Origin of the sequence: Caballeronia sp. GACF4, assembly GCF_023631025.1 — a bacterium.
In the GTDB taxonomy this organism is placed as follows: domain Bacteria; phylum Pseudomonadota; class Gammaproteobacteria; order Burkholderiales; family Burkholderiaceae; genus Caballeronia.
Window position 1 is genome coordinate 283,875 of record NZ_JALQDW010000007.1, and the last position, 14,191, is coordinate 298,065.

The following is a 14,191-nucleotide window of genomic DNA, read 5'->3' on the forward strand; positions in this document are numbered from 1 at the left end:
AGGTTATTGGCCCTGCGTCGTCACCGCCGCGCGAATCAAAGGCATGGAGCCGGGCATGGCCGGCTGCTGAGAGAACTGTTGATGCGCTTCGAGGTATTGATCGAGGCTCGCGTCGCGGATGATGTTCGCCTCCACCACCGGCGCGCGCGCGCTGACGGCCGGCACGGACGCCATGGCGACGCGCTGAACCGAGTCGCCCTGCGTGCTTGCCACTGGCGCGCCCAGACGGCTGTCGACGCCCTGCAACTGCGGCACGACGATCCACGTGAGCGTGGCAGCCGCCGCGGCAACGGCGAAAGCCGGCACGACACGACGGCGCAACATGCCGCCACGCGCCTTCTGTGTCTGTGCCACCGCAGCCGGCGCCAGCACATGCGCCTCGGCCTCGAAACGCGCTGCAAACGCTGTCATGAACGCGCTGCTCTTCGCCGGGCTTTCTGCCAGATCGTCGGAACGCAGCGCGTCGCCGATCAGGTGATAGTCCGACCATGACGCGCGGTCACGGTTATTGAGTTCAGCAAGAAACTGGCTGATATTTCCGAGTTCGTCGAGCGACTCGCCGTCCACGAACGCGGAAAGGCGCTCACCGCGCGAACTGTTATTCGATTGCACCGGAACCGACCCCATGATGCTCCCCATCTCTGACACCACCCCGTAGTGACACCACCTAACCCAGATATTGCGTCCCTGCCCAGGGGCGACGCGCTGCCTACCAGCGCTTGCCTTCAGGAGTGTCCAACAACGGACGCAATTTTGCCGCAATGGCTTCGCGAGCACGGAAAATTCTTGATCTGACGGTGCCGATAGGGCATGCCATCATTTCGGCGATTTCTTCGTAACTTAAACCCTCGATTTCCCGGAGCGTGATGGCGGTGCGTAATTCCTCGGGCAGCAGCGCCATCGCAGCATTGACCGTCTGGGCAATCTGCTTGCTCATCAACATCGACTCGGGCGTGTTGATATCCCTTAGTTGGTCTGCATCGGAGAAAGTTTCCGCTTCTTCTGCATCGGCTTCGGTAGAAGTTGGAGCGCGGCGTCCTTGAGTGGCAAGGTAATTCTTTGCCGTGTTGACCGCAATCCGGTAGAGCCAGGTGTAGAAGGCCGATTCGCCGCGAAACTGCGGCAGCGCGCGATAAGCCTTGATAAAGGCGTCCTGGGCGACGTCCTCGACCTCGGCGGGGTCGCGCACGAGGCGCGAGATCAGTCGAATGATCTTGCGGTGGTATTTGGCGACCAGCAGTTCGAACGCGGCCTTGTCACCTTTTTGGACACGCTCGACCAGCAATTGGTCGATTTCTTTTTCGCTCACCTGGGAAATCCGTTTCACTTTGGGGAGTTGCGCGGACGGCTATTGTAGCCTCCCGGCCTTCGCGTTATCCCGGATGCTCATCGACCGTTACAGTCTTTACAGGAAAGAGCTGGCCGCGCGGCGGGCGCTGACTGAAAGCTGGCGGAAAGTATCGGCGTCGAGGGAATCGGCGGCGATGAGCAGTGCTTCGCGGCGTTTTTCTTCCGTCGACACGTCGAGCGCGAGTAAGCGCCCGCTCCACTGCGCGCAGCCGATGATGCGCCAGTAGCGCGCGTTCCCGGCACGGTCCCAGACGGTCAAGCCATCTGCATGCAGACCGACGGCCGCCGGTTGCCGACGCGCCCAGCGCCGCGCAGTCAAACCGAGCGTAGCGACGCATGTTGCAGACGCGGCGAAGGCATCGAACGCGCCGGCGTGCCCGTGTACGCACTGGAACACCGCGAAACCGGCGACGACGATGAACCCGAGCAGCGCGGCCTGCAGAAAACGCGACGGCTGCAGCGCGATGCGCGGCGGCGTGCCGGCATCCCGTTGCGGCCGATCGACAAACGCGCTCGTCATTCCGTTCCCGTCCCGACGAGCGCGCGTGCTTAGTGACGCTTGAAGACGAGCGAACCGTTCGTTCCGCCGAAGCCGAACGAATTTTTCACCGCGACGTCGATCTTCATTTCCCGCGCGGTGTTCGCGCAGTAGTCCAGGTCGCACTGCGGGTCCTGGTTGAAGATGTTGATGGTCGGCGGCGAAACCTGGTTATGGATCGCGAGCACGGTAAAGACCGACTCCAGCCCGCCCGCGCCGCCCAGCAAGTGGCCGGTCATCGACTTGGTGGAATTGACGACGACGCTCTTCGCGTGATCGCCGAGCGCGCGCTTGATGCCCGTGGTTTCCGCGATATCGCCGAGCGGCGTGGACGTGCCGTGCGCGTTCACGTAGTTCACTTCGTCGACATTGACCTTCGCGTTCTTCAACGCGTTGACCATGGCGCGGCGGCCGCCGTCGCCGTCTTCGGGCGGTGCGGTCATGTGATAGGCGTCGCCGCTCATGCCGTAGCCGAGCACTTCCGCATAGATCTTCGCGCCGCGCGCCTTCGCGTGTTCGTACTCTTCGAGCACCATCACGCCCGCGCCTTCGCCAAGCACGAAGCCGTCGCGGTCGGTGTCCCACGGGCGGCTGGCCGTGGCGGGGTCGTCGTTACGCTGCGAGAGCGCGCGCGCCGCCGCAAAGCCGCCGATACCGAGCGGAGAAACCGTGGCTTCCGCGCCGCCCGCGATCATCACGTCCGCGTCGCCGTATTCGATCAAACGCGATGCTTCGCCGATGCAGTGCAAACCGGTCGTGCAAGCCGTGACGATGGCCAGATTCGGACCCTTGAGACCGAAGCGGATGGACAGATGACCGGAGATCATGTTGATGATCGACGCCGGCACGAAGAACGGCGAAATACGGCGCGGACCGCGGTTGAGCAGCTCGGTTTGGGTGACTTCGATCATCGGCAAGCCGCCGATGCCCGAACCCACCACCACGCCCACGCGCTCCGCGTTTTCCTCGGTGATTTCGAGGCCGCTGTCCTGCATGGCCTGCACGCCGGCCGCAAAGCCGTAATGGATGAAGGTATCCATGTGGCGCGCTTCTTTGGCGGGCATGTAGTCTTCGATGTTGAAGCCCTTCACTTCGCCCGCGAAACGCGTGGAGAAGTTCGTGGCATCGAACTTGGTGATGTTGGCGATGCCCGACTTGCCCGCGACCAGATTCGCCCAGCCGTCGGCAACGGTATTGCCGACAGGCGAAACGAGCCCAAGGCCTGTAACAACAACTCGACGACGGCTCACGATAACCCCTTATCCATAGAATGACGAAAAACAAAAGCCACAGCGCCCACAGGAAACCGCCCTGTGTGCCCTGTGGCTGTTAAATCGGTCTGAGCAGCGACAAAACATCTGGCTCGATGAGCGATGAGTCGCTGGCGCGTCCGGCCTTAGGCCTTGACGTTGGCGCGAGCGTAGTCGATTGCTTGCTGAACCGTGGTGATCTTTTCTGCCTCTTCATCGGGAATTTCCATGCCGAACTCGTCTTCCAGTGCCATCACCAGTTCGACGGTATCGAGCGAGTCAGCGCCGAGATCGTTGACGAACGAAGCTTCGTTCTTGATTTCAGCTTCGGCCACGCCGAGTTGTTCGGCGACGATCTTCTTCACGCGCTGTTCGATGTTGTCCATGCAGCCCTCCGAGGGATAAAAAGTTCAAAAATACGAGTGCGCGCATTTTATCAGGTTTGGACCCGCAAAATACGGCGCGTCAGTTCCATGCTGCGCTGCCCGACGCGCTCCTACAAGAGGGCTTGCCGGGCTTCACAGCGATTTTTTCTGCCACCGAGTCCGGCGGTGCGCGCCATGCCTTGAGCATTTTGCGCGCCCGTCTCGGCGCGGATATTAAGCGAAAAACGGCGAAATGCCTATTGCGCCCTTTCCTCGCCTTTACAGCTTTACATGTACATGCCGCCGTTCACGTGCAAGGTCGTGCCGGTGATGTATCCAGCGAACGGCGACGCCAGGAACGACACAGCATGCGCGATATCTTCCGGGCTGCCCAGTCGGCCAAGTGGTATCTGCGCGGTGAGCGCGGTGCGCTGCTCTTCGGGCAAAACCTTGGTCATGTCGGTATCGATGAAACCCGGCGCGATGCAGTTCACCGTAATGCCGCGGCTGCCGATCTCGCGTGCGAGCGCCCGCGTCATGCCCGCCACGCCCGCCTTCGCCGCCGCATAGTTGGCCTGGCCGGGATTGCCCGACGAGCCGACCACCGACGTGATGTTGATGATGCGCCCGCCACGCGCCTTCATCATGGGGCGCAGGACGGCGCGTGATAGACGAAACACGGCGCGCAGATTGGTGTCGATGACGGCGTCGAATTCGTCATCTTTCATGCGCATGGCGAGCTGATCTTTGGTGATGCCCGCGTTGTTCACGAGAATGTTCAGGCCACCGAACTCCTTGACCGTGGACTCGATGAACGAGTCCGCGGCGGCTGCGTCGTTGACGTCGAGCACCGCGCCGCGACCCTTGCCGCCCGCTTGCTGCAACGCTTCGCCGATGCCGGCCGCGCCGCTTTCGCTCGTCGCCGTGCCGATGACCGTCGCGCCCTGCCGCGCGAGTTCCAGCGCGATTGCCCGGCCAATGCCGCGCGACGCGCCCGTGACGATAGCTACCTGATTGTCCAGATTCATTGTTCCACTCCGACTATGCAGCGATCAGTTTGCGCGTTTCTTCGAGCGATGCCGGATCGAAAATCGATCCGGCGACGAGGTTGCCGTCGATCCGCTTCGTGAGACCCGCGAGCACCTTGCCCGGACCGCATTCAATCACGTGCGTGACGCCTTCGCGCGCAATCGCCTGCACGCAATCGACCCAGCGCACCGGGCCTGCTGCCTGACGCACGAGCGCGTCCTTGATAGCGGCGGGATCGGAGACGTTTGCCACGTCGATGTTATTGATCAGCGGAATCCGCGGCGCCTCGATGTCGACCTTCGCGAGGTAATCGCGCAACTGGTCCGAAGCGGGCTTGAGCAGCGACGAATGAAACGGCGCGGAAACCGGCAGCGGCAGCGCGCGCTTCGCGCCCTTCGCCTTCGCGACTTCGCATGCCTTTTCGACGGCCGCCTTGGAGCCCGCGATCACGACTTGCGCCGGCGCGTTGAAGTTGACGGCTTCGACCACGCCCGCCGACGACGCTTCGGCGCAGACGGCGCGCACGGTGTCGTCGTCGAGACCCAGGATCGCGGCCATGCCGCCGACGCCCACCGGAACCGCGCTCTGCATTGCTTGCGCGCGGAATCGCACGAGCGGCACGGCATCCGCGAAAGCCAGCGCGCCGGCCGCGACGAGCGCGGTGTATTCGCCGAGGCTATGGCCTGCAACGATCGCCGGCTTCAGACCGGTTTGTGCTTCCCACACGCGGTAAATGGCATAAGCCGCCGTCAGCATGACGGGCTGTGTGTTGGTCGTGAGATTCAGCTCTTCGGCCGGACCTTCGGCGATCAGCTTGCCGAGATCCTGGCCGAGCGCATCGGATGCCTGCTGCACGGTGTCGCGCACGACGGCGTGATCGGCGAATGCGCTGAGCATGCCGATCGACTGCGAACCCTGGCCGGGGAAAACGAACGCAAATTTCATATCGTCCTCGTTGGATTGGAACGATCCGCCTCTCTGCGCCGGCCGGCAAATGGCCGACGCCGGCTGTGCTTGCGCCGCGCGCGCATGGTGCGGTCGCGGCGGCCTTTTCAGCGGATCGAATTCAGATTGATGGGGATCGAGAAGATTGAGGAAGAAAGCGAGTGGCTTGAGCGATCAATAGCGGAAGACCGACGCGCCCCACGTGAAGCCGCCGCCCACGCCTTCGATCAGCACGTTCTGGCCACGCTTGATACGCCCGTCGCGCACGGCGACATCGAGCGCTAGCGGAATCGACGCCGCCGACGTATTGCCATGCTCGCCCACCGTCACGACCATGCGCTCCTGCGGCAGATGCAGCTTGCGGCAAGTGCTCTGCATGATGCGGATGTTGGCTTGATGGGGGATCAGCCAGTCGATGTCGTTCGGCGTGAGCTTCGCTTTCTCCAGCGCTTCGATAGCCACTTTTTCGAGCACGTTGACGGCGAGCTTGAACACCGCCTGGCCATCCATGTGCAGGAACGCGCTGCCTGAAATCACGCCGCCGTTCACGTTGCCCGGCGTGCAGAGAATGTCGGAATAGCTGCCGTCCGCATGCAGCGCGCTCGACAGCACGCCCGCTTCCTCGGACGCCTGCAGCACGACCGCGCCCGCGCCGTCGCCGAACAGCACGCAGGTCGTGCGGTCCTTGAAGTCGAGAATGCGCGAGAACGTTTCCGCGCCGACGACGAGCGCCGTGCGATTCAGACCGCTGCGAATGAAACTGTCCGCCGTCGCGACGCCATAAGCGAAACCGGAACAGACGGCCTGCACGTCGAACGCCGCGCCGTTGTTTTTGATGCCGAGCTTGTTCTGCAAGAGACACGCCGTGCTCGGAAACACGAAGTCCGGCGTGGAGGTTGCCACGATAATGAGATCGATGGATTGCGGGTCGATGCCCGCCGCCTCGATGGCTCGTTGCGATGCGACCAGCGCGAGATCGCTCGTGGTTTGATCGGGAGCCGCGAAGTGCCGTGCGTGAATGCCGGTTCGCGCGACGATCCATTCGTCGCTCGTCTCGACGCCTTCTTTAGCGAGACGGTCCGCCAATGCCTGATTCGTAACGCGCTCGGCCGGCAGATAGCTGCCTGTGCCGAGCACTCGAGCGTAAAGATTGGATTGAGCCATTATGCCTTCGAGTGTAGCGCAGTGCCCGAGGCGTCCGGCGGATTCGGACGCGAGTTCGGCTGCGGGTTCAGTTCCGTCGCGACGCCGCTTGCGGCATCGGTGGCGGAAGTGCTCGCGGCGCCTTCGCGCGCGGCAGGCGCATTCTCCTCCATTGCGCGCACGAGACGTTCGAGCACACCATTTTTGACGGCATCATACCCGCGTTTGATGGCCCACTCAAACCCGAAGGCTTCGGCCGATCCGTGGCTCTTGATCACGAGGCCGCGCAATCCCAGCAAGGCGGCGCCGTTATATTGCGCGGGATCGACGCGCTTCTTGAAACGCTTGAGAACGGGCAGCGCCACCAGCGCCATCAGCTTGCTCGGCAGGTTGCGGCTGAACTCTTCCTTGATGATGTCGGCGAGCATTTTCGCGAGACCTTCGGAAGTCTTCAACGCGACATTGCCGACGAAGCCGTCGCAGACCACGACATCGGTCGTGCCTTTATAGATGTCGTTGCCTTCCACGTTGCCGTAGAAGTTGAGCGTGCTCGCACGCAGCAGTTCGCCCGCGCGCTTGATCGTTTCGTTGCCCTTGATGACTTCTTCGCCGATATTGAGCAAGCCGATGGTCGGCCGCTCGCGCCCTTCGATCGCCGAAACGAGCGCGTGGCCCATTTCCGCGAACTGCAGCAGATGCTCGGGTTCGCAGTCGACATTGGCGCCGAGATCGAGCACGGTGGTGTAGCCCTTCTGGCTCGGCATGGCGAACGCGATGGCCGGCCGCTCGATACCGGCGAGCGTTTTCAACACATAGCGGGAGACCGCCATGAGCGCGCCGGTGTTGCCGGCGGAGATGCAGGTTTGCGCCTCGCCCTCTTTGACGAGGTTGAGCGCGACGCGCATCGACGAATCTTTCTTCTTGCGCAGCGCGACTTCGACGGGGTCGTCCATGGCGACGACTTCGGTCGCGGGAACGACGGTCAGGCGTGGTTCGTCCAGCGCCTTCAATTTTTTCAATTGCGCGCGAATGGACTGCTCGATGCCGACGAGCATCAGATGCGCGTCGGGATGCGCGCGCACGAAATTGACGGCAGCGGGAACGGTCACGGCCGGACCGTGATCGCCTCCCATGCAGTCAATGGTTATCTTTACGGTCATGGGAAGCGACGAATTTCAGGCACAAAAAAGCGGCAGTGAAATGCCGCCTTCTTGTCGTACCGGGAAAGTGTCAAAAGCGTAGCAGGCGCGAGCGTCCGCTGTGCGGTGACGCATCAAGCCAAGCGCGAAACGCTTAGTCGTTCTTCGTCTTGACGACTTTCTTGCCACGATAGTAGCCATTCGGGCTCACGTGGTGACGCAGATGCACTTCACCCGTGCTCGGCTCAACTGCCAGCGGCGCTGCGTTGAGGAAGTCGTGGGAACGGTGCATGCCGCGCTTCGACGGCGACTTCTTGTTTTGCTGAACTGCCATGATTACTCCAGAAAAATTTTGCGAATTCTAACACAGCCCGAACCGCCGACAGCCCTCGACCTGCAGGCCATCGGGTTGATCGTGAGCGCTTCGCGCCACCAGTTTGTTGCGTGCTGCCGATCCTGCTAGAGCTTTGCCCCGGCTCATTGCCGACATTGCCAAGGCTCGAGCCTCGAGTCCGTTCAATGCTTCTTGTCGTCCTTGAGTTTCTGCAGAACGGCAAACGGATTGGGCTTGTCCGATTTTCCAGAAGCGCCCGGTTCGCCGTCCGCTTCGCCTGCTTCGTCACCGTCTTCGCCCTGGAGCAGACTTTCATGCACCTTGGGGCAGACGTTGTGCTTCGGCACGAGCGGCAAGGCCAACAACAACTCTTCTTCGATCAAGTCGATCAGATCGAACTGATGCGAGCCTACGATCACATCGACTTCATCGTCATCGAGCGGATACTCGTCCGCTTCTTCTTCCGTCGCCACGATCCGATCAGTCGCATCGACATCGAGATGCTGCGAATACGGCAAAAGACAGCGCTGGCACATCAGATAAACCGAGCCGTGCACCGCGAGGCGCAAATAAGGCTGCGGCGCTTCCGTGCCGTTGTCCTGCAATTCCGGCTGGGTCGATCCCTCGGCCTGCCAGGTGAACACCGTGTCGCGGTCTGGCGCATCTGCCGGCACTTCGGCTAACATGCGCGGCAGTTGCGAAACGCGGACCGCGCCCGCTGCCTGCCTGCCGCTCTTGGCAAAATCGTAAAGATCGAGCGCGCGCGGATTGGCGGGGCTCGCAGGTTTGCCAGGATTCTGAGTCATGTGCGCTCCTGCTATGTGCCGTGCGTTGTTCGTACGTGTTTCGTTCGGGTGCGGTCGGCGCTTCGGTTAGCGCTTGAGTCTGCAATTGGCTACGCGCCCGCTGCTACAGTCCGGTACTGCTACGAGTCAGTATGCACCGCCCGGTGCCAAAAGGCAGGCGTGGCTTGCCCGGATTTGCAGCACGACGTCAAACGTGCTTTGTTTGCGTCACCTTTGTTGCGCCGCCTTCGTTGATTCCGCGGTACTACGATACTAGTTATCCCTTACCGACTCACCGGCTAGAGCGCCCAAGCGCCGTACCGATGAAAAGCCCAAAACTATAACGGCTTTGTTCTTTCGAGTCAAACACTTAAGGACTCGTTCGCAACCCGTCGTTTTTCACCCATTTTTGCTGATTTCCCTTTATGTCCGACGTTTTTGCTTCGTCTTCGCCCACGCGACGCCTGGTTCTGGCGTCGGGTTCGCCATATCGGCGCGAGTTATTGGCGCGTTTGCGCATACCTTTCGATGTCATCGTGTCCGATGTCGATGAAACGCCGCTTGCCGGCGAATCGCCCGAGGCAACGGCCGTGCGTCTTTCCATCGCCAAGGCGCGCGCGGCGGCAGTCGAGGCGCCGGGCGCGCTCATAATCGGCTCCGATCAGGTCGCGACCTTCGACGGACGTCAGATCGGCAAGCCCGGCACGCACGACAACGCCGTCGCGCAACTGCGCGCGATGCGCGGCCGCGGCGTCGACTTCCACAGCGCGCTGTGCGTGTTCGACAGCACCACGGAAAGCGTGCAATCGGCCGACATCGTCACCCGCGTGCAGTTTCGCGATTACACGGACGCCGAAATCGAAGCCTACCTTCGCGCCGAAACGCCCTACGACTGCGCGGGCAGCGCCAAGTCCGAAGGGCTCGGCATTGCATTGCTCGATGCGATCGACTCCGACGATCCCACCGCGCTCATCGGCCTGCCGCTCATCGCGCTGAGCAAGATGTTGCGCGCGGCCGGTTTCCCCCTTCTCGGAGCGGCAGCATGAGCGGCGTCCTTTATCTGATCCCCAATACGCTTGGCGAAGGCGATGCCGAAGCACTCGCGCAAGTGCTGCCCGAGCCGGTGCGCGCGCAGGCAGCCGCGCTAGGTTATTACATCGGCGAGAACGCCAAGACGACGCGCGCATTCCTCAAGAAAGTAGGCACGACGCGGCCGATTCAGGAAATCGAGGTTCGGGAGCTGAACGTCAATACGCCGCCCGGCGAAATCGACAAACTGCTCGCGCCGATTCTCGCCGGCGCCGACGCGGGACTCGTCTCGGAAGCCGGCTGCCCCGCCGTCGCCGATCCGGGCGCGCTGCTCGTGCGGCGCGCGCATCAGCGAGGCGTGAAGGTCGTGCCGTTCGTCGGACCGAGTTCAATTCTGCTCGCGCTCATGGCGTCGGGCATGAACGGCCAGAGCTTCGCGTTCAACGGCTATCTTCCCGTGGATGCCGCCGAGCGCGGCAAGCGCCTGCGCGAGCTGGAACAACTGTCGCGCAAGGCGAACCAGACGCAGATTTTCATCGAAACACCGTATCGCAATCGGGCGATGCTGGACACGCTCATCGCGACCTGCGCGCCATCGACGCTGATCTGCGTCGCGGTGGATTTGACGCTGCCGGGCGAAACCATCGTGACGCGCACGGCAGCGGACTGGAAGAAGCAAGCCGCGCCGGAATTGCACAAACGGCCGGCGATTTTTCTGTTGCTGGGGGCTTGAGGTCGGTGCGGTCAGGCGTGGGTTTGTGCGCTGCTCGCCCTCACGCCCTCACCGCACCTGCACCTTCCCGCCAAGCGTCAACGCCCGCACCGCCGCATCGCCGACAGAAGCGCCAAAGCGCTTCACCACCTTCTCGCCGATGCTTTCCTTCTGCGTGTAATCGACGATATCCGGCTGCTTGATGATCTCGCGCGCGACGTAGCTGGCGTCGCCGAAACCATCCGCGAGTCCAAGCTGGACGCTCTTCTCGCCTGTCCAGAACTCTCCCGAAAACAAGTCAGGATCGTCCTTCAGACGCGTGCCGCGCCCCTGTTTCACCGCGTCGATGAACTGCGCGTGGATCTGATCGAGCATGTCCTGGGCGTGCGCGGTCATCTGCGGCGTCTCGGGCGAAAACGGATCGAACGAACCCTTGTTCGCGCCCGCCGTATGCATGCGGCGCTGGATGCCGAGCTTGTCCATCAGCCCGGTGAAGCCGAAACCGTCCATCAGCACGCCAATCGAGCCGACGATGCTCGCCTTGTCCACGTAAATCTTGTCCGCCGCCGCCGCGACGTAATAGCCGCCCGACGCGCACATGTCATCGACGACGACGTAAAGCGGCGTCTTCGGATACTTCGCCCGCAAACGCTTGATTTCGCGATAAATAATGCCCGCCTGCACCGGCGAGCCGCCCGGACTGTTGATGCGCAAAATCACGCCCGCCGTGCCGTCGTCCTCGAACGCGCTTTCGAGCGCGCCGCCGATGTTGTCGGCGCTGGCATCGCCATTACTCGAAATCTCGCCCTGCAAGTCGATGAGCGCGGTATGGCGCGTACTCTTGGCGACGTGGTCGCCGGTCAGATCGAACACGCGCCAGGCGATCACGGCAATCACCGCGAGAAATACGAAGCGAAAGAAAATGCGCCAGCGCCGCGCCGCACGCTGCTCGCGAACGGATGCAAGCGCGATGCGTTCGAGCGCCTCGCGCTCCCAATTGTCATTGCCGCGATCGTTACCGCGCGGGTTTTGAGGAAAGTTGTCGGACATGCGTTTGCCTTCTGGTCGTCAAACCAGCTCAAGGAAAAATGGGGATTCAGGCCGGGCGCAGCGTGTCGTCGGGCAGCCAGAAGACCGCGCGGCCTTCGGGCGTGTCGCGTTCCTCGACGGCGAGTGCGCGCAGACGCGCGCCGCGGCACGGACCGCCGACGCACTTGCCCGTGTCGGGCTCGTAGATCGCGCCGTGCGTCGCGCACATCAAGTATAGGCCCGAGCTTTCGAAGAACTGGCCTTCGACCCAGTCCAGTTCCATCGGGACATGCGCGCAGCGGTTGAGGTAGCCGAAAGGTTTGCCGTCGTAGCGCACGAAGAACACCACCGCTTCGCCGCTCGCGTCCGCCGCGTTCAGGCGCCGGCCCGCGCCGCCGTCGACGAGTTCATCGGCGGCGCACACGCGCACGGCGTTCGCGGCTTGCGTCGGCTCGCTCATGCGTGCTCCCGCAGCCAGCCCGCCAGAGACGCGATGCTATCCGCGCAGAACTTCGGTTCCAGCTTCGTCAGCGAATCTGCCGGATGCGCGCCGTAGCCCACGCCGATGCCCGCCGCGCCCGCGTTGATCGCCATCTGCAGGTCGTGCGTGGTGTCGCCGATCATCACCGTGCGCGACAAATCCTGGCCGAGTTCGCGCGTGAGTTCGTGGAGCATGGCCGGATGCGGCTTCGAAAAGGTTTCGTCGGCGCAGCGCGTGGCGTCGAAATGGCTCGTGAGGCGCGACTCGTCGAGCGCGCGGTTCAGTCCGACACGGCTCTTGCCCGTCGCCACCGCGAGAAAATAGCCCTCTTCGCGCAGTTCCCGAAGCAACTCGCGCACGCCAGTGAAAAGTTCGGTCGTCTGGCCGGTCGTCAAAAAGTGATAGCGATAACGCTCGGCCAGACGCGGATAGTCGGAAGGATCGAGCGTGGGCGCGCAAATCTGCAGCGCGTCCCTGAGGCCGAGGCCGATCACGTAGCTCGCAGATTCATCGGCCGGAACTGGCAGCCCCAGATCGCGGCATGCCGCCTGAATGCTGCGCGTGATGTGCGCGGTCGAATCCATCAAGGTGCCGTCCCAGTCGAAGACGATCAAATCGAATTGCTGCCGCGCCATGTAACGTGTCTCACTGTTGATCTTGGTTTAAGAGCTTGAGCTGGTCGATGCAGCGCCGGCATTCCGCCGGCAGCGGCGCTTCGAGCTGCAGCGGCTCGCCGGTCGCCGGATGCGTGATTTTCAGTCGATAAGCGTGCAAAAACATGCGTTTGAGCGACGGTTTCGCGTTCGGACGCGCGAGCTCCTTGTTGAGCGCGAAATCGCCGTATTTGGCATCGCCCGCAATAGGCAGGCCGAGACTCGCCATATGCACGCGAATCTGGTGCGTGCGGCCGGTTTTAAGTTCGGCCTCGACCCAGGCGTAGTCGTTCCAGCGCTCGATCAGATTGAAAACCGTATGCGACGGCAGACCGTTCTCCTGAATCCGCACGCGCCGCTCGCCGTCCGCCGCCACGTACTTGTGCAGCGGCTCCTTGACGATACGCCGCCGTCCCCAGTCGCTTGGCCAGTCGCCATGTCCGAGCGCGTAGTAACGTTTGTCGACGCGATTCTCACGAATCTGCTCGTGCAGATTGACGAGCGCCGCACGCTTTTTGGCAAGCATGAGCACACCGGACGTCTCGCGATCCAGCCGATGCACGAGTTCGAGAAATTTCGCGTGCGGGCGCGCGTTGCGCAATTGTTCGATGACGCCGAACGCCACGCCGCTTCCGCCGTGTACCGCGACGCCCGACGGTTTGTCGATGACGATCAAATGGTCGTCCTCGAAAATGATGGGGAATTCAGCGGCCGGCGCGTTCGACGACAGCGGTTTTTCATCCGGCTGCGCGACACGAATGGGCGGCACGCGCACGAGATCGCCGATTTCGAGCCGGTACGCGGAATCGATTCGGCCTTTGTTCACGCGCACTTCGCCACTGCGCAGAATTCGGTAAATATGGCTTTTGGGCACGCCCTTGCAGACGCGCAACAGAAAATTGTCGATGCGCTGACCGGCAGCGGTTTCGTCGATTTCGATCATCGACACCTGCTCGCTTGCGACCTGTTTATGGGATGTTTTGCCTAACTCATTCATTCTGAATATAATTTGCGAGCAGTCTGAAAAACAGCGTGACACGAAAACCGTGGCTGCGAACTATCAGACTGTACAGGTGCAAGCAATAAACCATCATTTTACTTGCGCCCAGGGCCGGTTGCTCGCCCGGAAAATCGAGCAACAAGTTGCACGCACGGCGATATCACCGGCAGGGACGGGGCCCACAGGCGCGTTCGGTCGAGTGATCGTCGATCGGTAACGGATTTTTGGTCAAAAAGAATTTTTATCGGCGAGAAGCGATGGCGCCCGGTCGTTGAAGCCGGTCGCCCGCCCAGATTTTCCCCTGCCATCGAGCAACGGGACGAACGGCAAATCGAAGCTCGCCGATTGCGAACAACTCGCGACGACATCGCGGCTGCGCTGATTCCGGCGAAGCGCGATAGCAGTTAAA

General features: G+C 62.2%; 17 protein-coding genes. 2 read left to right on the plus strand and 15 right to left on the minus strand.

Going from position 1 to position 14,191, the window contains the following annotated elements:
* Positions 1-3: 3 nt before the first annotated feature.
* The 11 genes from NCR40_RS09495 to NCR40_RS09545 form a co-directional block, all read right to left on the minus strand.
* On the minus strand, positions 4-627 hold the full coding sequence (locus NCR40_RS09495) for a sigma-E factor negative regulatory protein (protein ID WP_250509303.1): 624 nt from the start codon (positions 625-627) through the stop codon (positions 4-6).
* Between the two features lie 82 nt (positions 628-709).
* Positions 710-1,309: an RNA polymerase sigma factor RpoE gene (gene rpoE / locus NCR40_RS09500; protein WP_244825810.1), complete on the minus strand. Its 600-nt coding sequence runs from the start codon at positions 1,307-1,309 to the stop codon at positions 710-712.
* A gap of 96 nt (positions 1,310-1,405) precedes the next feature.
* On the minus strand, positions 1,406-1,870 hold the full coding sequence (locus tag NCR40_RS09505; protein WP_250509304.1) for a protein YgfX: 465 nt from the start codon (positions 1,868-1,870) through the stop codon (positions 1,406-1,408).
* Positions 1,871-1,899: 29 nt separating this feature from the next.
* The gene (fabF, locus tag NCR40_RS09510; RefSeq protein ID WP_250509305.1) at positions 1,900-3,138 is read right to left on the minus strand and encodes a beta-ketoacyl-ACP synthase II; all 1,239 of its coding nucleotides are present in this window, start codon (positions 3,136-3,138) and stop codon (positions 1,900-1,902) included.
* A gap of 146 nt (positions 3,139-3,284) precedes the next feature.
* Positions 3,285-3,524, minus strand: a complete 240-nt coding sequence (gene acpP, locus NCR40_RS09515) for an acyl carrier protein (RefSeq protein ID WP_004197638.1) — start codon at positions 3,522-3,524, stop codon at positions 3,285-3,287.
* A gap of 266 nt (positions 3,525-3,790) precedes the next feature.
* Entirely contained in the window at positions 3,791-4,531 is a 741-nt protein-coding gene (gene fabG / locus NCR40_RS09520) for a 3-oxoacyl-ACP reductase FabG (RefSeq protein ID WP_244825814.1), read from the minus strand.
* 13 nt (positions 4,532-4,544) lie between these two features.
* Complete coding sequence (gene fabD / locus NCR40_RS09525; protein WP_250509306.1) at positions 4,545-5,477, minus strand: ACP S-malonyltransferase; 933 nt, start codon at positions 5,475-5,477, stop codon at positions 4,545-4,547.
* Positions 5,478-5,651: 174 nt separating this feature from the next.
* Complete coding sequence (locus NCR40_RS09530) at positions 5,652-6,641, minus strand: beta-ketoacyl-ACP synthase III (RefSeq protein ID WP_244825818.1); 990 nt, start codon at positions 6,639-6,641, stop codon at positions 5,652-5,654.
* On the minus strand, positions 6,641-7,780 hold the full coding sequence (gene plsX, locus NCR40_RS09535) for a phosphate acyltransferase PlsX (protein ID WP_244825820.1): 1,140 nt from the start codon (positions 7,778-7,780) through the stop codon (positions 6,641-6,643). Before plsX ends, NCR40_RS09530 begins: the two co-directional genes overlap by 1 nt.
* A 133-nt stretch (positions 7,781-7,913) precedes the next feature.
* Complete coding sequence (gene rpmF, locus NCR40_RS09540; RefSeq protein ID WP_007741736.1) at positions 7,914-8,093, minus strand: 50S ribosomal protein L32; 180 nt, start codon at positions 8,091-8,093, stop codon at positions 7,914-7,916.
* Between the two features lie 182 nt (positions 8,094-8,275).
* Positions 8,276-8,899, minus strand: coding sequence for a YceD family protein (locus tag NCR40_RS09545; RefSeq protein WP_244825822.1), 624 nt, complete (start codon positions 8,897-8,899; stop codon positions 8,276-8,278).
* A 404-nt stretch (positions 8,900-9,303) separates the two neighbouring features.
* On the opposite strand from NCR40_RS09545, the gene NCR40_RS09550 reads away from it, so the two are divergent.
* Both NCR40_RS09550 and NCR40_RS09555 read left to right on the plus strand, forming a co-directional pair.
* The gene (locus NCR40_RS09550; RefSeq protein ID WP_250509307.1) at positions 9,304-9,924 is read left to right on the plus strand and encodes a Maf-like protein; all 621 of its coding nucleotides are present in this window, start codon (positions 9,304-9,306) and stop codon (positions 9,922-9,924) included.
* Entirely contained in the window at positions 9,921-10,640 is a 720-nt protein-coding gene (locus tag NCR40_RS09555; protein WP_250509308.1) for an SAM-dependent methyltransferase, read from the plus strand. Before NCR40_RS09550 ends, NCR40_RS09555 begins: the two co-directional genes overlap by 4 nt.
* Positions 10,641-10,688: 48 nt before the next feature.
* Here the strand turns inward: NCR40_RS09555 and NCR40_RS09560 are convergent, their stop codons facing one another.
* The 4 genes from NCR40_RS09560 to NCR40_RS09575 are packed head-to-tail and all read right to left on the minus strand — an operon-like array spanning position 10,689 to position 13,779.
* Positions 10,689-11,669 carry a S49 family peptidase gene (locus NCR40_RS09560; protein WP_244825826.1) on the minus strand — a complete coding sequence of 327 codons (981 nt, stop codon included), beginning with the start codon at positions 11,667-11,669 and terminating at the stop codon, positions 10,689-10,691.
* Positions 11,670-11,715: 46 nt separating this feature from the next.
* The gene (locus tag NCR40_RS09565; protein ID WP_244825828.1) at positions 11,716-12,108 is read right to left on the minus strand and encodes a Rieske (2Fe-2S) protein; all 393 of its coding nucleotides are present in this window, start codon (positions 12,106-12,108) and stop codon (positions 11,716-11,718) included.
* The gene (locus tag NCR40_RS09570; protein ID WP_250465272.1) at positions 12,105-12,764 is read right to left on the minus strand and encodes an HAD-IA family hydrolase; all 660 of its coding nucleotides are present in this window, start codon (positions 12,762-12,764) and stop codon (positions 12,105-12,107) included. The genes NCR40_RS09565 and NCR40_RS09570 overlap by 4 nt, the downstream gene beginning before the upstream one ends.
* A 10-nt stretch (positions 12,765-12,774) precedes the next feature.
* Positions 12,775-13,779, minus strand: coding sequence for an RluA family pseudouridine synthase (locus NCR40_RS09575; RefSeq protein WP_250509309.1), 1,005 nt, complete (start codon positions 13,777-13,779; stop codon positions 12,775-12,777).
* Positions 13,780-14,191: the final 412 nt, after the last annotated feature.